18 protein-coding genes are annotated in these 17,193 nt (G+C 72.6%); 12 read left to right on the top strand and 6 right to left on the bottom strand.

The genetic code is table 11. From position 1 onward, the window contains the following. Positions 1-111 precede the first annotated feature (111 nt). The 3 genes from AB0H37_RS01770 to AB0H37_RS01760 are packed head-to-tail and all read left to right on the top strand — an operon-like array spanning position 112 to position 1,767. Entirely contained in the window at positions 112-309 is a 198-nt protein-coding gene (locus tag AB0H37_RS01770) for a hypothetical protein (RefSeq protein ID WP_179838144.1), read from the top strand. Between the two features lie 52 nt (positions 310-361). Continuing rightward, positions 362-1,009 (top strand): GNAT family N-acetyltransferase, encoded by a 648-nt coding sequence (locus AB0H37_RS01765; protein ID WP_329097698.1) that lies wholly within the window; start codon positions 362-364, stop codon positions 1,007-1,009. Beyond that, entirely contained in the window at positions 1,006-1,767 is a 762-nt protein-coding gene (locus AB0H37_RS01760; protein ID WP_360610644.1) for a class I SAM-dependent methyltransferase, read from the top strand. The genes AB0H37_RS01765 and AB0H37_RS01760 overlap by 4 nt, the downstream gene beginning before the upstream one ends. 10 nt (positions 1,768-1,777) lie before the next feature. On the opposite strand, the gene AB0H37_RS01755 is transcribed toward AB0H37_RS01760, so the two are convergent. Next, positions 1,778-2,833: an MBL fold metallo-hydrolase gene (locus AB0H37_RS01755; RefSeq protein WP_329097694.1), complete on the bottom strand. Its 1,056-nt coding sequence runs from the start codon at positions 2,831-2,833 to the stop codon at positions 1,778-1,780. Between the two features lie 124 nt (positions 2,834-2,957). Here AB0H37_RS01755 and AB0H37_RS01750 point away from each other — a divergent pair, with 124 nt between their 5' ends. Next, positions 2,958-3,731: an SAM-dependent methyltransferase gene (locus AB0H37_RS01750; RefSeq protein ID WP_229810043.1), complete on the top strand. Its 774-nt coding sequence runs from the start codon at positions 2,958-2,960 to the stop codon at positions 3,729-3,731. Here AB0H37_RS01750 and AB0H37_RS01745 read toward each other — a convergent pair. After that, a complete protein-coding gene (locus AB0H37_RS01745) occupies positions 3,728-4,498 on the bottom strand; it encodes an endonuclease/exonuclease/phosphatase family protein (RefSeq protein WP_360610642.1) in 771 nt (256 codons plus the stop codon). The genes AB0H37_RS01750 and AB0H37_RS01745 overlap by 4 nt on opposite strands. Positions 4,499-4,601: 103 nt before the next feature. Here AB0H37_RS01745 and AB0H37_RS01740 point away from each other — a divergent pair, with 103 nt between their 5' ends. Continuing rightward, a complete protein-coding gene (locus tag AB0H37_RS01740; RefSeq protein ID WP_179838150.1) occupies positions 4,602-5,708 on the top strand; it encodes an LLM class flavin-dependent oxidoreductase in 1,107 nt (368 codons plus the stop codon). Positions 5,709-5,764: 56 nt separating this feature from the next. Next, the gene (locus tag AB0H37_RS01735; RefSeq protein WP_360610639.1) at positions 5,765-6,697 is read left to right on the top strand and encodes a helix-turn-helix domain-containing protein; all 933 of its coding nucleotides are present in this window, start codon (positions 5,765-5,767) and stop codon (positions 6,695-6,697) included. Between the two features lies 1 nt (position 6,698). Here AB0H37_RS01735 and AB0H37_RS01730 read toward each other — a convergent pair whose 3' ends face one another. The 4 genes from AB0H37_RS01730 to AB0H37_RS01715 form a co-directional block, all read right to left on the bottom strand. Beyond that, complete coding sequence (locus AB0H37_RS01730) at positions 6,699-8,522, bottom strand: SDR family oxidoreductase (RefSeq protein ID WP_360610740.1); 1,824 nt, start codon at positions 8,520-8,522, stop codon at positions 6,699-6,701. 73 nt (positions 8,523-8,595) lie between these two features. Next, complete coding sequence (locus AB0H37_RS01725) at positions 8,596-8,877, bottom strand: GyrI-like domain-containing protein (protein ID WP_360610637.1); 282 nt, start codon at positions 8,875-8,877, stop codon at positions 8,596-8,598. 50 nt (positions 8,878-8,927) lie between these two features. Further along, positions 8,928-9,683 (bottom strand): MerR family transcriptional regulator, encoded by a 756-nt coding sequence (locus AB0H37_RS01720; RefSeq protein ID WP_329097684.1) that lies wholly within the window; start codon positions 9,681-9,683, stop codon positions 8,928-8,930. Positions 9,684-9,741: 58 nt separating this feature from the next. After that, complete coding sequence (locus AB0H37_RS01715) at positions 9,742-10,848, bottom strand: CapA family protein (RefSeq protein WP_360610635.1); 1,107 nt, start codon at positions 10,846-10,848, stop codon at positions 9,742-9,744. A 171-nt stretch (positions 10,849-11,019) separates the two neighbouring features. On the opposite strand from AB0H37_RS01715, the gene AB0H37_RS01710 reads away from it, so the two are divergent. The 6 genes from AB0H37_RS01710 (at position 11,020) to AB0H37_RS01685 (ending at position 17,146) form a co-directional block, all read left to right on the top strand. Next, on the top strand, positions 11,020-11,235 hold the full coding sequence (locus AB0H37_RS01710) for a hypothetical protein (RefSeq protein WP_360610633.1): 216 nt from the start codon (positions 11,020-11,022) through the stop codon (positions 11,233-11,235). Between the two features lie 112 nt (positions 11,236-11,347). Continuing rightward, a complete protein-coding gene (locus AB0H37_RS01705) occupies positions 11,348-11,968 on the top strand; it encodes a hypothetical protein (RefSeq protein WP_218935448.1) in 621 nt (206 codons plus the stop codon). A gap of 135 nt (positions 11,969-12,103) precedes the next feature. Continuing rightward, entirely contained in the window at positions 12,104-14,359 is a 2,256-nt protein-coding gene (locus AB0H37_RS01700) for a molybdopterin oxidoreductase family protein (protein ID WP_360610630.1), read from the top strand. Between the two features lie 106 nt (positions 14,360-14,465). Continuing rightward, positions 14,466-15,380, top strand: coding sequence for a Rieske (2Fe-2S) protein (locus AB0H37_RS01695; protein ID WP_329097674.1), 915 nt, complete (start codon positions 14,466-14,468; stop codon positions 15,378-15,380). Positions 15,381-15,771: 391 nt separating this feature from the next. Next, complete coding sequence (locus tag AB0H37_RS01690) at positions 15,772-16,455, top strand: hypothetical protein (RefSeq protein ID WP_360610628.1); 684 nt, start codon at positions 15,772-15,774, stop codon at positions 16,453-16,455. A 4-nt stretch (positions 16,456-16,459) separates the two neighbouring features. Continuing rightward, positions 16,460-17,146 carry a class F sortase gene (locus AB0H37_RS01685; protein ID WP_360610626.1) on the top strand — a complete coding sequence of 229 codons (687 nt, stop codon included), beginning with the start codon at positions 16,460-16,462 and terminating at the stop codon, positions 17,144-17,146. Positions 17,147-17,193: the final 47 nt, after the last annotated feature.

Below are 17,193 nucleotides of genomic sequence, written 5' to 3'. Positions count from 1 at the left end.
GGCCCTGGGCGTGCGCCGGTCATGACGCCCGGCGGGCGGCGGATGAGAAGCGGCTCGCGGCGCGTTGAAGGAGGTGGACACAGCACCCCGACCAAGGAGGACGCTCCCTCGATGGCCCTCAAGCGACCGTCCTTCCTGCCGTCCCTGGACGAGCTCGAACAGCAGGCGCAGAGCAGGTCGTCCCAGCGCGGACGCCCCGGCTCCCACTTCGACCACCCCACCGCGAAGGCCCTGTTCGTGGCCGTCCTGGCCCTGACCGTCATCGCCCACGTCGTCGGCGGCATCGTCTTCCTCGTCCTCGGGCACTGATCGGACCGCAAAACCAGGTGCCGGAGAGGGCGGGACGGGTCATGGTAAGGGGATGCTGGTCGATCACTTTCCGCCGCTCGGGTTGCGGCTGACGACGCCGCGGCTGGAGCTGCGGCTGCCCTCGTCCGAGGAACTCGCCGCGCTGGCCGACCTCGCCGCCGAGGGTGTGCACGACCCGGAGACGATGCCGTTCCTCGTGCCGTGGACGGACCGCCCGCCCGCCGAGGTCGCGCGCGGCGTCATCCAGCATCACTGGAGGAACCTCGCGGAATGGACGCCCGAGAAGTGGGAGCTCGACCTCACCGTGTTCCATGAGGGCGAAGTCGTCGGGCAGCAGTCCCTCTGGGCGCAGGACCTCCTCGTCCTCCGGCAGGTCAAGACCGGTTCGTGGCTCGGTCGGCGCCATCACGGGCGGGGGATCGGCACGGAGATGAGAGCGGCCGTCCTGCACCTGGCCTTCGCCGGCCTGGACGCCGAGGAAGCCGCCTCCGTCGCGTTCGAGGCCAACCATGCCTCGAACGCGGTGTCGCGCAAGCTCGGGTACCAGCCCAACGGAGTCGAGCGCCACGTCGTACGCGGGGCCATGACCGTCGAGCAGCGGTACCGGCTCACCCGGGACGACTGGGAACGCCACCGCACCGTCCCCGTCACGATCGAGGGTCTCGCCCCCTGCCGGACGATGCTGGGGCTTCCGAAATGACGGAGCGGACTTTCGACGATCTGGTCGCCGAGGCCGGCAGCGTGTCCGTGGCGGGCTGGGACTTCTCCTGGCTGGACGGCCGCGCGACCGAGCAGCGCCCGTCCTGGGGGTACCAGCGGCTCATGAGCGAGCGGCTGGGCCGGGCACGGGCGGCGCTCGACGTCCAGACCGGCGGGGGAGAGGTGCTCGCCGGAGCCGCGAAGCTCCCGCCGACGATGGCGGCGACCGAGTCCTGGCCGCCGAACGTCGCGAAGGCCGCCCGGCTCCTGCACCCGAGGGGCGCCGTCGTCGTCGCCGACTCCGGCGAGCCGCCGCTCCCGTTCGCCGACGAGGCGTTCGACCTGGTCGTCAGCCGCCATCCGGTCGTGATCCGGTGGGACGAGATCGCGCGGGTCCTCGCCCCCGGCGGGACCTACTTCGCCCAGCACGTCGGCCCGGCGAGCGTCTTCGAGCTGACCGAGTTCTTCCTCGGCCCCCAGCCCGCAGCCCGCCGCGAACGGGACCCGGAGGCCGAGAGCGCCGAGGCCCGGGCCGCGGGGCTCGACATCGTCGATCTGCGCGCCGAGCGCCTGCCGATGGAGTTCTTCGACGTCGGCGCGGTCGTCTACTTCCTGCGCAAGGTGATCTGGATCGTCCCCGGCTTCACCGTCGAAGGCCACCGCGACCGCCTGCGCGAACTGGACCGGCAGATCCGGCGCGACGGCGTCTTCACCGCCCATTCGTCCCGCACCCTCATCGAGGCCCGCAAGCCGTCGTGAAGGGGGCGCGCTACGCGGCGCTCAGGCGGTAGGCGGTGCCGCTGCTGCCCTGCACCCAGGCGTCGGGAAGGGCTGCGGCCAGTGCGTGCTGGGCGCGCCAGCCGGTACAGTGCCCCGGGACGACGAGCCCCGGCGCGAGGTCGGTGAGGGCGGCGACGGTGGGCGGGATGACCGGTTCGAAGGCCGGACCGCCGAGGTGCAGCCCGCCGACGAGCGCGTGCAGCCTCTCGACCCCCGTCAGCCGCTGCGCGTGCCGGACGATGTTGATCGCCCCCGCGTGGCCGCAGCCGGTCAGCACGACCAGTCCGCGGCCCCGGACGTCGACGACGAGCGCCTGGTCGTCGAGGACGAGGGGATCGTGCACCCACTCCTTGCCCGTCCATGCCTGGTGCGGGGGCGGCATGCCGTGCTCGAACCCGGTCGTCCGGTCCACCTCGCCGGTGATCAGGACGCTGCCGTCCAGCAGCAGCGAGGGCTCGCGGCGCTCGATGACCTGGAAGCCCTCCCCGTCCAGCGCCCGCCTGCTCAGCGTGGGCAGTTCCTCCACGTCCCGGCCGGGCACGGCGAGGCGGCGCCTCGTCCAGACCAGCGGATGCAGCACCATCGGCATCGACCGCACGCCGCGCAGGCCCACCATCCCCGCCAGCCCGCCCGCGTGGTCGAAATGGCCGTGGCTGAGGACGACGCCCTGGACGTCACCGAGGTCGATGCCGAGCCTGTCGGCGTTCGTGACCATCGCGTCGGGCGACCGGCCGGTGTCGAACAGCAGGGTGGTGGAGCGGCCGGCCCGGCGCACCGTGACCAGCGCGGAGAACCCGTGTTCGGCGATCATCCCCGCGGTGGTGCGGCCGCCCTCGAACTGCGGCGCCGCCACCACGCCCGCGCCGGAGCCCGCCCGGCGGGTCCGCTCGTCATCGCCGAGGAGGGCGTCGTAGACGTTGTCGACCAGGGTGACGATCTCGACCTCGTCCACCGGCTCCAGCGCGACGGGATCGACCGCCGCCCCGCGCACCGGGCGCGGCGTCGACGCCGCCGCCTCCCCCATGCCACCGGCGGTCTCGCACATGACGTCAGCCTAACCGCCGCCCGCCCTCGCGCGACTCCCGGGCGGCGTAGACTGAATGATCACGATTCGGGCCGGTGAGGAAGGTCGTGGCGACGGGATGGCGGACTCCGGAGATGCCTCGTCCGTGCCCGGTGTCGACACCGGCACGCCGAGCGTGGCCCGCATGTACGACTACTTCCTGGGCGGCAAGGACAACTACGCCTCGGACCGCGACGCGGCGGAGGCGGTCACGCAGGCGCTGCCCACGGTCGAGGGGGTCGCCCGCGCGAACCGCGCGTTCCTCCAGCGCGCCGTCCGGTACGTGGCCGGTCGCGGCATCGACCAGTTCCTGGACATCGGCACCGGCCTGCCCACGCAGGGCAACGTGCACGAGATCGCGCGGGAGGAGCAGCCCGGCGCGCGGGTCGCGTACGTCGACAACGATCCGATGGTGACGGTCCACGCGCGGGCACTGGTCGCCACGGACGAGCTGACCACGATCGTCCAGGCCGACATGCGCGAACCGGACACGGTGCTGGACGACTCGCAGGTGCACGCGCTGCTCGATTTCCGGCGCCCGGTGTGCGTGCTGTTCGTCGCCGTCCTGCACTTCCTCCAGGACGAGGAGGACCCGGCGGCGCTCGTTCGGCGCTTCACCGACGTCCTGCCCGCGGGCAGCCACGTCATCCTGTCGCACGCGGCACTGGAGGAGCAGCGCAACGTGCGGGTCGGGGAGACCTACCGGTCGCAGGCGGCGAGCGCGAGCCTGGTGGCCAGGACCCGTGACCAGGTGACCGCCCTCCTCGACGGCCTCACCATCGTCGACCCGGGCGTCGTCCGCCTGCACGAATGGCGCCCCTACGGCGGCGAGTACATCACCGACGCCGGCTGGACGGCCGTGGCCCGCAAGGACGGCTAGCTGTCGCCCGCGCCTCCGGCGGTGAGGTCGGCCTCGATCCCGTAATGGTCGGACAGGACGGTCGAACGCCCGCCGGGAAGCCGGACCTTCTCCTTGAAGACCAGGCGCGTCTTCGCCTCGATGCCCGGCCTGACCAGGAGCTGGTCGATGGCGCCGATCTCGGCGTATTCGGGACGGAAGGTCGGTTCCGTATCGCCGCCGAAAACGTCCCGCAAGCCGGTGCTCGAAACGAACTCCGCAAGGTAGGGGGAATCGCGGGGGACGTTGAAATCGCCCATCGCCACCAGCGGTTCCGCCTTCGGGATCTGGTTGACGGCCGCCGCCAGCCGGTGCAACTCGGCCTTCTCGACCTGCGCGTAGACGTTGGTCGGGGACCAGTCCATGTCCAGGTTCGCCGAAAGGTGAGTGTTCACGACGGTCAGGTGACCGCCGGGGAGGCGGATCCGGGTGAACAGGGCGCCCTTGCCCAGCAGCCATTCCGGACGTGCCGGCCGGGCCGGAACGTACGCCCGAAAATGGCGACGGGTCACTGGGTGGCGGGAAAGGGTCACGAGTCCGCCGCGCACGAGCGGGAACATCGGCGTGTAGGCGAGGTGGGGGTACGAGGTCGCGACGCGCCGCAGCAGGCCAAGGACCCGCCACGAGACGACTTCCTGCAGGCAGACGACGTCGTAGTCCGACCGCTCGATCGTCTCGGCCAGGACCCCCGTCCGGGCCCTGGCCTCTCCCCTGAAAAGGGTGTTGAAGGTGAGCACGCGCGCCTGCATGGCGGCCACTCTATGTCCCCGCGTTGCCCATCGTGGTGACGCCTTCCGATACTGGGCACAACGGACCGGCAATATCGGACGCGCTGGATAGGAAAGGTTCTGCATGAAATTCCAACTCGGCTTGTTCTCCCCCAACACCGAATCGGGGCTGGCCATCACCACCGCGCCGGAGCGATGGCACGCCACCTGGGACGACAATCTCCGGCTCGCCCGGATCGCGGACGAGGTCGGCATCGACTTCCTCCTGCCGGTCGCGCGCTGGACGGACTGGGGGCCGGACACCGACTTCCACCGCAGCGCCCTCGATCCGCTGGTGTGGGCGTCCGGGCTGCTCGCCCAGACGAGCCGGCTCCGCGTGTTCACCACCGTCCACACCGCGTTCCACCATCCCGTCGTCGCGGCCAAGCAGCTCGCGACCGCCGACCATCTCAGCAAGGGGCGGGTCGGGCTGAACATCGTGGCCGGGTGGCACGCTCCCGAGTACGAGATGTTCGGCCTCTCGCTGCCCGGCGACCACGACACGCGGTACGACCTCGCGCAGGAATGGTGGGACGTCGTCAGGCGCATCTGGTCGTCCGACGAGCCGTTCGACCACGAGGGACGGTTCTTCCAGCTCAAGCACGTCGTGGGCAGGCCCAAGCCGTTCAACGGGCACAGCCTCCCCGTCATCAACGCCGGGTCGTCCAGGCAGGGACGCACGTTCGCCGCCCGCAACGCCGACCGGGCGTTCACCGTCGTCGGCGGCCCGCAGGACGGGGCCGAGATCGTGAAGGCCATCCGCGCCGAGGCCGCCTCCCACGGCCGGACGGTGGGCGTCTTCACGCTCGGCCATGTCGTGTGCCGGCCGACGAGGAAGGAGGCGGAGGACTTCCTGCACTACTACGCCGACGAGCGCGCCGACTGGCCCGCCGTCGACGAGGTGATGCGGCTGCAGGGGCTGCACGCGCAGTCGTTCACGCCGGAGATGCTCCAGGTGTACCGCGACAGGTTCGCGGCCGGCCACGGCAGCTGCCCGCTGGTCGGCGACCCCGACGACGTCGCGGACGGCCTGGCGGATTTCGCTCATGCGGGATTCGATGGTATCGCTCTGTCGTTCCTCAATTACGCTGACGAGTTGGGCTACTTCGCCGCCGAGGTCATGCCGCGGCTGCGGGCCCGAGGTGTTGTGTCCGTCGACGATGAGGAAACGGCTCCCCGGCCAGGACGATGACTTCTTCCGCGACAAAGCCGCCCCTGTCCGCCCACCGCCGTGTCCTGAGCAAGGACATGGGAGTCCTGCACGACACGGTCGAGCCGTTCGCCGTCGGCCACGACCTCCAGGCGCTCGAACCCGGCGTTCCGATGGACGGCCTGGTCAACGCCCTCGGCGTGGGCTCGGTCAACCTCGTCTGGGTGCGGTACGGGGGCGGCGGCGTCATCGTGGACACGCCGCCCACGGAGGGAAATTTCGCCATGTGCGCGCCGATGGCGCCCATGGGCGTGGAGTACCGGGCCTCCAAGCGCCGGGAGACCTCCAGGGGGAGCCTCGTCCTGTCGCACGACGAGTCGATGCGGATGACGCCGCATCCGACGGAGGGCTGCCTGGTCATCGCGACGAGCACCGGGCGGCTCGCCGACCATCTGGGCGCCCATCTCGGGCGCGACCACGCCACGCCGCTGCGTTTCCACAACGTCGCGGAGGAGAGCCTCGTGCCGTCCTCCATCGTCGAGCGCACCTGGCGCTACGTGTGCGACGTCCTCGACGACGCGGCGGCACAGGGCGGCCTCCACCCGCTGGCGGAGCGCAGCCTGGAAGAGTCGCTGCTGACGGCGATCCTCCTCGGCCTGCCCCACACGGGCACGCCGAGCCTCGCCGAGCCCTCCGACCGGGTCCCCCACCATCTGTCCGGGATCATCCGGGAGTGGGTCGAGGCGCACCACCAGCGCCCGATCGGGGTCACCGACATCGCGGCGGCGGTGGGGCTCGGCGTGCGGCAGCTCCAGGTCGTCTGCCAGACCGAGTGGGGCATGACGCCCACGCAGCTCCTGCGCGGCGTGCGGCTCGACCGCGCCCGCGCCGCGCTCACCGTCGCCCGGCCCGGCCCCGGCGCGATCACCGAGGTGGCCGGGGCGGCCGGGTACTTCCACATGAGCCGGTTCGCCGCCCACTACCGGCAGCGCTTCGGCGAGACGCCCTCGCAGACCCTTATGCGGGCCTGAGTCAGCCCCGCGGCCGCTCCATGCCCGTCCGGAGGCGGTCACCGGCGCGGCGCCCGACGCGGGCCAGGGCCCGGTTCGCGGTGGGCGACACGCGGGACAGCGCGCGGCCGAAGCGCGCCTCGGCGGTCACGAGCACCACCGGCCTGTCCTGCCGGACGGCCCGCAGGATGGCCCGCGCGACCTTCTCCGGCGAGAACCCCCGGCGCTCGGACGCCCGCCCTATCCGCTGACGCAGCTCGGTCTCCGCGCCGGGCGGCAGCCCGACGAAACGCGTCCTGCCGACGATGGGCGTGTCGATCACCCCGGGGCAGACGGCGGAGGCACCGATCCCGTGGCGGTCGAGGTCGAGGCGGAGGCTCTCGGTCATCTGCAGGACGGCGGCCTTGGTGGCGCCGTACGCGGGCATGTCCGCGCTGGGCAGGTAGGCGGCCATCGACGAGATGTTGACGATGTGGCCCCACTCGCCCCGTTCCACCATCTGGCGGCCGAACAGGCGCGAACCGCGGTACATGCCGTCCAGGTTGATGGAGCGGATGCGGTTCCACTCCTCCTCGGACGTCTCCAGCAGCGACCCCGCGAGGGCGATGCCCGCGTTGTTCACGACGACGTCGGGGACGCCGAACGTGTCGCGGACGTGGTCGGCGAACCGCTCCATCGCCTCGGCGTCGGCCACGTCCACCCCGTAGACATGGGCTTCGCCGTCGGCCGCCCGTATCTCCTCCACCGTGCGCTTGGCGGCGGCCTCGTCGATGTCGGCCACGACGACGCGGGCCCCTGCGGCGGCGAAGGCCTGGGCGGTGGCGCGTCCGATGCCGCTGCCCGCCCCCGTGATGACGACGAGATCGCCCCCGAAGTCCTTGCCGGGAAGTCCCGCCGCGCGCGCGTGGGCGATCGCGGGCGTCTCCGGCCCGCCCTCGATGTGCTCCACGAACTCGCTGATCCAGCGGGCGACGAGATCGGGGTGGCTACGCGCCACCCAGTGCCCCGCCGGTGCGCGCCGCACGTACAGGCGTTCCACGGGCCCGCGCGCGGACAGCAGAAGCGACTGCGAGCCGTAGCGGTCTCTGACGGGGACGATCAGCTGGACGGGGACGTCCGTCCGTCCATCGCCGAGGGTGCCCGCGCCGCGGTCCGTGCCGGCACGGGCGCGGCGCATGTCGGCACGGCCGCGGCCCATGTTGGCGCGGTAGAGGCCGAGCCCGTTGCGGGCGTCCGCGGGCAGCGTGTCGGCCGGATGCCCGGAGCGCGGTTCGGCGCCCTCGCGCAGCCGCATCACCCGGCCGAACCCGGCGGCGAGCACGCGGGCCGCGGCCTCGCCCACACAGGGCGTCATCAGGACCGGCATGTAGACGCTGCGCCGCGCCTGCCCGAGCACCTGCGCGGCGCCCCGCGGCCCGGACCGGACGGCCTCCCGCGCCCAGCGGGCCATGTGCCGCCGGTCCGGCCCGGAGATCGAGGTGAACGAGGCGATGCGGCCGCGCAGCCGGTCCCCGATGACGGCCTCCCAGCCCTGCACCGAGCCCCAGTCGTGCCCCACCAGGTGGACGGGCTCGTCGGCGCCCACGCCGTCGAGGACGGCCTCCAGGTCGTCCATGAGCGCGTCCAGCCGGTAGTCCAGCGGGTCGGCCGGGACACCGGACGCCCCGGCCCCGCGCACGTCGTAGACGACGACGCGGAACCGCTCGGCGAGCCGCCCGGCGACCTCGTCCCACATCGCGCCCGTGTCGGGGTAGCCGTGGACGAGGACGACCGTCGGCCGCCTCTCCACGCCCCGCACCCGCACGGCCAGCTCGATCTCGCCCGACCTCACCCACTGGTCACGCATCGGCACGCCCGCCTGTCCCTAGGAGCTCGTTTCCCGTGAAACTACGCCCCTGGAGCGGCGTGTCCACAGTTCCCTAACGGACCGGCTGGCGCAGGATCGTGCGCATTTTGGCCGGATCCTCTTCCCGGGGGTCGGACAGGTAGACCTCGTGGTGCAGGCCGTGCGGCACGAGATCTTCGGCCTCCATCAGCGACTCCATGCGGGCGAGGGACGCGGGCTCGTCGGAGTACGGTCCGAAGTGCAACACCTGCACGCACCGCCCGTCGGTATAGGAAACATGCTGGACGCGTGCGGCCGCGGGCAGCCCCGAGCAGACCTCGGCACGGGCGGCGTCGATCGTGGCCGTCCCGTCCACGAGCCGGAGGAACGGGTGCGCGGACGCGGTCTACCGGTCGGCTGCGCTCCTCATCGAGGATCCTCCACGTGAATCATCACCCGGGTCTCCAGGTGTTCGGGCGGCGTGGTCGCGGGGTCGTTGAGGTACACCTCGCGGACCGGCCCGGCGGGCGTGTGCCCGTAGTCGCCGAACCACGCGAGCACGCCATGGACCGTGAGCGCGATCTCGTCGTAGGGACCGACGTGGAGGGCCGCGGCGAACCGGCCGCCGGGCAGGAGGTCGTCGCCGTCCTCGTGCTGGACGGTCACCCGCACGTCGAACTCGCCCCCCATGTCCAGCGGGAACAGGCCGACCAGGAGGCCGCCCGGCCCCATCCTCGGCAGCAGCCGGGCCACGCACGCCGACGTCGCCTCCGCGATCGTCGTCGGCGTCGCGGACTCCCGCGCGACGAACACGCGCCGCGCCGGCTCCCGGACGACCGACACCTCCGTCTCCGGCAGGCCCTCGGCGACCACGCGGTCCAGGAGCCGCAGGGCGCGCCGCCGCCGGGCGACCTCCGCCTCGACCCTGTTCCGCGCCTCCGCGAGGGCGCCACCCTCGCCGGACAGGACCCGCGCGACGTTCGGCAGCGGCACGTCCATCGACCGCAGCAGCCCGATCAGCAGCGCGTCCCGCGCCTGGCCGGGCCGGTAGTACCGGTAGCCGGACGCGGGGTCGATCCACGCCGGGGCCAGCAGCCCCAGGTCGTCGTAGTGCCGCAGTTGCTTGACGCTCAGCCGGCACAGCCGCGCGAACCGTCCGATCGGCAGGAGATCCTTGCTCACGGACCCCACCCTGCGCCCTCCCATGGTGGGAGAGTCCAGTACGGCGGGAGAGGCGGGCTCAGGAGGGACGGGCGCTCAGACCGGTGCACGAACGCAGGCCGTTCCACCGCTTGACCTCCGCCTTGGCGGCGGCGCCCTTCATCGGCACGGGGATGCCGCCGGAGATGAGCGCGGGATTCCATTTGTCCTTGGTGACCTTGCCGTTCTCCACCTTGAGGAAGAGCACGCCGGACTTCGCCGTCTGGCCCTGCGCGGAGGAGAACACGAAGTTGCCCATGCCGTAGTGGACGTACGCGCCGTTCATGTAGCCGCCGCCCAGCGGGATGTGCGCGTGCCCACCGACCACGACGTCGGCGCCGGCCGCGACGAGCGCCTTGGCGAGTTCCTGCTGCCGGGGCAGCGGGCACCCCTTCAGCTCGGCGCCCCAGTGCAGGTGGACGATGACGACGTCCGAGCCCTGGCGCGCCTCCTTCACCGCCTGCACCATGCGCGGGATGTCCTTGGCCGACGCGAGACCGCCCTTGGTGCCGGTGGCCGTCCACGCCTGGATCAGCTGGTCGTCCAGCACCTGCGTGGCGCCGACGATGGCGATCTTGTTGCCCTTCACCGTGACGCGGTACGGGCGGTAGGCGGCGTCCGCGTTCTTGCCGATGCCGACCACCGGGAACCCGCTGCGCTTGATGGCGGCCAAGGAGTCGCGCAGGCCGCCTTCCATGTAGTCCATGCCGTGGTTGTTGGCCATGGAGGTCACGTCCACGCCCGCCGCCTTCAGCGCCGTGAACGCGGTCGCCGGGGCACGGAACGTGAACTGCTTGCCGGGCGCGGGCGTCCCCCCGGTCGTGATGGCCGTCTCCAGGTTCACCATGGCGAGGTCCGCCGCGCGCAGCTGCTCGGCGACCGGGCCGAGCGCCGTGGACGGTCGGGCCAGCCGCCCGCGCAGCGACCCCTCGAAGTGCGTGTCGCCGCCGAAGGCGAGCAGGATCGGCTGCTTGGCGGTCTTGGTCGGCCGCGTCCCGCCCTGCTGACCGCCTGACGGCGACGCCGAAGGCGACGGACCCTCCGCCTCCGATTCACCCGAGCCGCCGCACCCCGCCGCGGCCAGCGACACCCCGGCCATGACCAGGGCCGTCACCCCCCGCACGCCCGTCTTCCCCCGCATGGCCATCGCCTCGCCTCCGTCCGGCCCCCCATGGACCTCTGGGTCGGATCGGCCCAGCATGCCACGAGCGCGCCGCGCCCCGGCAAAGACGCACAACTCTTTCTCTTGAGCCGTTCATGTTTACGGGGATAGGTTGACCCGCATGACCGCACCCCGGACGCCGAGGCCGCGCACCCGATGACCGTGGCGAGCCCCGCCCGGACGGAGCGCCGCGCCGCCGGCGCCCACCGCCTGGTGTGCCGGAACTGCGGAGCGGCCGAGGACGCCGGCCGCGCCGCGGAGCACGACCCCTGCCTGGAGCCGGCGACCGGCACCCGCTTCCGGATCGAGGCGGCCGAGGTGACGTTCCGGGGCCTGTGTCCCGCCTGCCGTCCCCCCGCGGACGTCGACTGACCATCCCCGGAGGGAGGCCCGGCCTCGCGGCCGCCCCTCACCCGGGAGCGGCCGGGCGACCTCCCGCCCGGCCGCTCCCTCCGTCCCGTTTCGTGCGTTAACGTGCACCTTCATGTCCCTGCGTTTCGACCAGACCGGCTGGCAGCCGCTCCAACCCGGTGCCTTCCGCAACGCCGACGGCGACACCGTCGCCCTCTACGGCTTCGACCTCCCGCCCGACCTGCCCGCCCCCCTGGAGCAGCTCGACCACCTGCGCCGCGGCACCGCCGCCAAGACCGCCGAATCCGGCGGCGGACTGATCGAACTGGACGTGACCACGCTGGACGGGCTCCCGGCCGTCCAGCAGATCGTCAAGCTGCCGCTGCCCGACCGTCCGACCGGTGTGGCCTACATCGCCTCCTTCACCGTGCCGCGCGCGGACCGCAGCCTCGTCCTGAAGATCCAGTGCCTGGAGCAGGGCGTCACCGGGATGCGCGACAGCACCGCGCTCAACCACTACCTGACCGAGTACGGGCAGGGCCGCGACCTCCAGGACATGATGCGCTGGTGGGCCCAGCACGCCTACGCCCCGGAGATCCAGGGCGGCCTGCCCCGCAACCTCTCCGAGGACCCCGGCTGGGACCCGCACTTCCCCCAGCACCCCCTGTCGCGCGCCCGCCGCATCCTCACCGCCCTGGCCCCCACCATCGAACTCCACCCCGACTTCAAAACCGCCCCGCCCTTCTCCGCCTGACCCCGTCCCGCGGACCGCGCGTCCAGGCTCTGCCCGAACCACGAAAGTGCCTCTATGGGCCATGCCCCGCCATGGCGCCCTCCGGGACGGGCGGGCCATGATAGAGAGACGGTCCCGTTCACAAGGAGTGTCTCGATGGGCGACCGCACGGCCTTCCGCACCTGCCCCCTCTGTGAAGCCCTGTGCGGGCTCGAACTGACCCTCGACGAGGCCGGGACGGTCACGCGCGTCCGCGGCGACGAGAAGGACCCGTTCAGCAAGGGCTACATCTGCCCCAAGGGCGCGACGCTCGGGAGCCTCGACGGCGACCCCGACCGTCTCGCGGAGCCGCTCGTGGCGGGCGAGGCCTCCGGGTGGGACGAGGCGTTCGAGACGGTGAGCCGGAGGCTGGCGGAGGTCGTCGCGCGGCACGGGCGCGACTCCGTCGCCGTCTACATCGGGAACCCGACGGCCCACTCGATCGCCGGGCCGCTGTACGGGTCCGCGATCGTCAAGGCGCTCGGCACCCGCAACCTCTACACGGCGAGCACCGCCGACCAGATGCCGAAGCACGTGGCATGCGGGCACATGTTCGGCGACCCCCTGGCGATCCCCGTGCCCGACCTCGACCGCACCGGGCACCTGCTCATGCTCGGGGCGAACCCGCTGGAGTCCAACGGCAGCCTCGCGTCCGCGCCCGACTTCCCGGGACGGCTCAAGGCGATCCGGGCGCGCGGCGGGAAGATCACGGTCGTCGACCCGCGCCGGACGCGGACGGCCGCGCTCGCCGACGAGCACCTGTTCATCCGTCCGGGCACGGACGCGTTCTTCCTGATGGCGCTCGTCCACACCCTGTTCGCCGAGGATCTGGTCAGGACCGCCGAGCACCTGGCCGGCCGCGTCAACGGCCTGGACGACCTGCGCGCCCTCGCCATCGACTTCGCCCCCGAGGACGTCGCGGCCGTCACGGGCGTCGGCGCCGCGACGATCCGCCGGACCGCGCGCGAGCTGGCCGCCGCCGAGCGCGCCGCCGTCTACGGCCGCATCGGGACGTGCACGCAGGCCTACGGGACGCTGAACAGCTGGCTCGTGGACGTCCTGAACACCGTCACCGGGAACCTCGACCGCCCGGGCGGGGCGATGTTCCCGCGGCCCGCCCACGCCCCGGTGTACCGGCGCAAGAAGCCGTTCACGACCGGGCGGTGGCGCAGCCGCGTCCGCGGGCTGCCCGAGGTCAACGGCGAGATGCCCGTCGCGACGCTCGCCGACGAGATCGAGACGCCCGGCGAGGGCCGGATCAGGGCGCTGATCACGATCGGCGGGAACCCGGCCCTGTCGGCCCCGAACGCCGCCCGGCTCGACCGCGCGCTCGCCGGCCTTGAGTTCATGGTCAGCGTCGACCCCTACCTGAACGAGACGACCCGGCACGCGCACGTGGTCCTGCCGCCGCCGCGCCCGGCGCAGACCCCGCACTACGACATCGCGCTGACCGGGCTCGCCGTCCGCGACTACGCGCGCTACTCGCCGCCGGCCGTCCCGCTGCCGGAGGGGCGGCCCAGCGAGGCCGACATCCTCGCGCGGCTCGCCCTGGCCGCCTCCGGGACGGACGGCGACCCCGCCCTGCTCGACGAGATGATCATCAAGGCGACGCTGGAGAAGGCCGTCGCGCTCCCCGGTTCCCCGGTGCTCGGCCGCGAGCCCGACGAGCTGCGCAAGATGCTCGACACCGGCCCCCTCACCGAGCAGCGGCTCGACATGATGCTCCGCCTCGGCCCCTACGGCGACGCGTTCGGCGGCGAGCCCGCCCTCCGCGAGGAGCCCGGCGGCGCCTCCGGCGTCACCGGTCTCACGCTGACGCGGCTGCGCACCGAGTACCCGCACGGGCTCGATCTCGGTGCCCTCAAGCCGCGGCTGGACGAGGTCCTGTGCACCACGTCCGGCCGGATCGAGCTGTGCCCGTCCACGTGCGCCGCCGACGTCGACCGGCTGCGCTCCGCCCTGCGCGATCCGGGGACGTCCAGCGGCATGGTGCTGATCGGGCGCCGCCACCTGCGGTCCAACAACAGCTGGCTGCACAACGTCCCCGAGCTGGTGCGCGGCTCGAACACCTGCACCCTCCAGCTCAACCCGGCCGACGCCGACCGCCTCGGCGTCGCGGCGGGCGACACCGTCCGCGTCACGTCCCGGGCAGGCGCTCTGGAGGCCGTCGCCGAGCCCACCGACACGATCATGGCCGGGGTGGTCAGCCTGCCGCACGGCTGGGGCCATGACCGCCCCGGGACCAGGACGCGCGTCGCGAGCCGGCACGCCGGGGTGAACGTCAACGCCGTCACCGACGAGCAGGAGATCGACCCGCTCTCGGGCAACGCCGTCCTCAACGGGGTGCCCGTCACCCTGGAGGCGGCGCGCTGACCCGTTGTTTAGCCCCTCCCGGCACCAGGTAGGTATGACTGGCCGCGGAGGAACGCGGGAGACTAGGGTCGCAACAGGCGTCCCAGCAGGACCGCGAAGGAGGGGCATGAACCGACGGGTCAACATCTTCCGGCGCGGGGAGAGCCCCCAGGCGACCGCGCGGCTGGCCGACGCCACCGAGGGGCTGGAGCACGCCAGCGCCCTGGACGGTCCCATCCGGGTGCTGTCCGGGGCCGTCCGGCGGGTGCTGCGTCCCGGGCCGGTCAAGGACGCCCTCCACGGCGTCCCGGTGGGCCATCCGGCCCACGCGCCGCTCACCGACCTGCCCATCGGACTGTGGATGTCGGCCGCCGTCCTCGACCTCGTCCCCGGCACGCGCCGCGCCTCGCAGGTCCTCGTCGCCGCCGGGCTCGCCGGCGCCGTCCCGACCGTCCTCACCGGCATCGCCGACTGGTCGGCCCTGCACCGCGAGCAGCAGCGCGTCGGGCTCGTCCACGCCGCCGGGACGGCCACCGCGAGCATGCTGTACTCGGCGTCCTTCGTGGCCCGCTACCAGGGCCGCGACGCCGCCGGGCGCGCGCTCGGCTTCGCGGGCCTCAGCGCCCTCGTCGCGGGCGCCTACCTCGGCGGGCATCTGGCGTTCCGGCAGGCCGCCGGCGCCAGCCACGCCGACCAGCTCGCCCACCTGGTCCCGCTCGGCTGGCACGACCTGTGCGCCGTCGAGGACCTCCCGGACGGCTGGCCCGTCTCGCGGCGCCTCGGCTACATCGACCTGTTCGTGCTGCGGCAGGGCGAGGACGTGCACGTCCTCGCCGACCGCTGCAGCCATCTCGCCGGCCCGCTCCACCAGGGCCGCGTCCTGACCGACGACGGCGCCGACACCTGCGTCGTCTGCCCCTGGCACGGCAGCACGTTCCGCGTCGCCGACGGCTCCGTCGTCCACGGCCCGGCCACGGCCCGCCAGCCGTCCTTCGAGACCCGTGTGACCGAGGAGGGCACCCTCCAGGTCCGCCCGGTCTGACCTCTTCGGTCTGACTTCTCCGTTCTGAGGGCTCCGTTCTGAGGCGCTCGCGCACATCCGCGCGGGCGCCTTCCGCATGCCCGCCGCCCTTCGCGATGGTGCCGGTATGGCCCGGACACCGGGGAGATCTTGGGCTTTTCACTGATTGACCCCTTTTAGAGGGGTCTGGATGTCCATTATGAGCCTTTCGTCTGCGGTAAGGAGATTGCCGTTGGCCGTTCCGCGAGGAAGTCTTCACCCCGCACACTGATCACCATTCCCAATGTTTGCGACCTGCACGACATGCGCGGAATTCCCCTCGGGAAGCGTGATCAAGGAAACGATGCCGGACACCTCCGGCATCGAAGATCATTTCGTTGGGGGAAGCATGAGGACAAGCGCGCGAACCGGCATGGCACTCGCCGTGGCCGGTACGGCGGGCGGGCTGACGCTGCTGTCCGGCGGAGCCGTCGCCGTCGCGGCGACGGCCGCGACCCACGCCGAGGCGGCGACCACCACCGCCGACCGGGCGGCGGTCTGCCGCTACGAGGTCACCGCACGGTCCGGCCTGGCGGTCCGCACGGGTCCCGGCGTCAGGTTCCGGAAGGTCGGCTCGCTGCCGTACCGCAAGCACATCAGCGCCGACTGCAAGAACAGCGGCTGGACCCAGCTGCGCGGCAGCGTCCCGCCGGCCCTGATCGGCAGGTGGGTCTCGCGCGCCTATCTCAAGCCGATCACGCCCATCCGCGTCTGCCGCTACGAGGTCACCGCACGGTCCGGCCTGGCGGTCCGCAACGGTCCCGGCACCAGGTTCAAGCGGGTCGGCACGCTGGCCTACCGCATGCACATCAGCGCCGACTGCAAGAACAGCGGCTGGACCCAGCTGCGCGGCAGCGTCCCGCCCGCCTTGATCGGCAAGTGGGTCTCGCGGACCTACCTCAAGCCGATCAGGCCGAGCGGGGGCGTCAGCGCCGGTGGCGGCGGCACCTCGATGTCGAGCTTCCCGATGCTGGCCGGCGCCGGTCTCGGAGTTCTCGCCCTGGGCGGCGGCATCGTCGTCGTGGCCCGTCGCCGTCAGGTGAAGGGCGTTTCCTGAACCCATGGACAGGAGAAGGCGCGGTGGCCGGTCGAGCCGTTTCTGGTATCGGCTGGCCGCCGCGCTCATCGCGACGGGGACCGCGATGTTCGTCGTCGGACTGGTGCGCGACCGCACCGATCCGCCGCCGCAACCGCCGTCCTCGGACCTCGTGCAGCCCGCTCCCAGAAGTGCGGAGCCCCAACCGGACAACGCACTCCGGCCGTCCGTGCCCGAACGCATCAAAATACCGTCCATCAAGGTCGACGCGCGGATCCGCCGCGTCACCACGGAACGCGACGGGACGCTCGGCGTTCCGCCGCTCACCCGGGTCCGGGAGGTCGGCTGGTGGGAGGACGGCCCGACGCCGGGCGAGAACGGCAGCAGCGTGCTCGTCGGCCACGTCGACTCCAAGTCGGGCCCGGGCGCCTTCTACCGGCTCGGTGCGCTCCATCTGGGCCGCCGGATCGAGGTCGTCCGCGAGGACGGCACGGCGCCGGCCTTCCGCATCGACCGGATCAAGCGCGTCGACAAGGACGAGTTCCCGACCGACAGCGTCTACGGGCAGCGCGGACGGCCTGAACTGCGCCTGGTCACCTGCGGCGGCAGATTCGACCGCAGGCGGGGGCACTACGTGGACAACGTGATCGTCTACGCGTCCCTGATTCCCGAGCCTCAGAACGCCGCTCCGGAGACCCACGGCAAGTCCTGACCGCCGGTCACCGGACGGGCCGGGCCCGGCCGCCGGGACCGTCTGGC

This window comes from Actinomadura sp. NPDC023710, from assembly GCF_040639875.1.
Classification (GTDB): Bacteria; Actinomycetota; Actinomycetes; order Streptosporangiales; family Streptosporangiaceae; genus Spirillospora; species Spirillospora citrea.
The sequence above is the reverse complement of the archived record's forward strand: the minus strand, read 5'-3'. Positions and strand labels throughout refer to the sequence as shown.

Excerpts from the sequence above, each read along its gene's own strand:
- AB0H37_RS01770 (WP_179838144.1), top strand. The coding sequence starts at position 112 with ATGGCCCTCAAGCGACCGTCCTTCCTGCCGTCCCTGGACGAGCTCGAA.
- AB0H37_RS01765 (WP_329097698.1), top strand. The coding sequence starts at position 362 with ATGCTGGTCGATCACTTTCCGCCGCTCGGGTTGCGGCTGACGACGCCG.
- AB0H37_RS01760 (WP_360610644.1), top strand. The coding sequence starts at position 1,006 with ATGACGGAGCGGACTTTCGACGATCTGGTCGCCGAGGCCGGCAGCGTG.
- AB0H37_RS01755 (WP_329097694.1), bottom strand. The coding sequence starts at position 2,833 with ATGTGCGAGACCGCCGGTGGCATGGGGGAGGCGGCGGCGTCGACGCCG.
- AB0H37_RS01745 (WP_360610642.1), bottom strand. The coding sequence starts at position 4,498 with ATGCAGGCGCGCGTGCTCACCTTCAACACCCTTTTCAGGGGAGAGGCC.
- AB0H37_RS01740 (WP_179838150.1), top strand. The coding sequence starts at position 4,602 with ATGAAATTCCAACTCGGCTTGTTCTCCCCCAACACCGAATCGGGGCTG.
- AB0H37_RS01735 (WP_360610639.1), top strand. The coding sequence starts at position 5,765 with ATGGGAGTCCTGCACGACACGGTCGAGCCGTTCGCCGTCGGCCACGAC.
- AB0H37_RS01730 (WP_360610740.1), bottom strand. The coding sequence starts at position 8,522 with ATGCGTGACCAGTGGGTGAGGTCGGGCGAGATCGAGCTGGCCGTGCGG.
- AB0H37_RS01715 (WP_360610635.1), bottom strand. The coding sequence starts at position 10,848 with ATGGCCATGCGGGGGAAGACGGGCGTGCGGGGGGTGACGGCCCTGGTC.
- AB0H37_RS01710 (WP_360610633.1), top strand. The coding sequence starts at position 11,020 with ATGACCGTGGCGAGCCCCGCCCGGACGGAGCGCCGCGCCGCCGGCGCC.
- AB0H37_RS01705 (WP_218935448.1), top strand. The coding sequence starts at position 11,348 with ATGTCCCTGCGTTTCGACCAGACCGGCTGGCAGCCGCTCCAACCCGGT.
- AB0H37_RS01700 (WP_360610630.1), top strand. The coding sequence starts at position 12,104 with ATGGGCGACCGCACGGCCTTCCGCACCTGCCCCCTCTGTGAAGCCCTG.
- AB0H37_RS01695 (WP_329097674.1), top strand. The coding sequence starts at position 14,466 with ATGAACCGACGGGTCAACATCTTCCGGCGCGGGGAGAGCCCCCAGGCG.
- AB0H37_RS01690 (WP_360610628.1), top strand. The coding sequence starts at position 15,772 with ATGGCACTCGCCGTGGCCGGTACGGCGGGCGGGCTGACGCTGCTGTCC.
- AB0H37_RS01685 (WP_360610626.1), top strand. The coding sequence starts at position 16,460 with ATGGACAGGAGAAGGCGCGGTGGCCGGTCGAGCCGTTTCTGGTATCGG.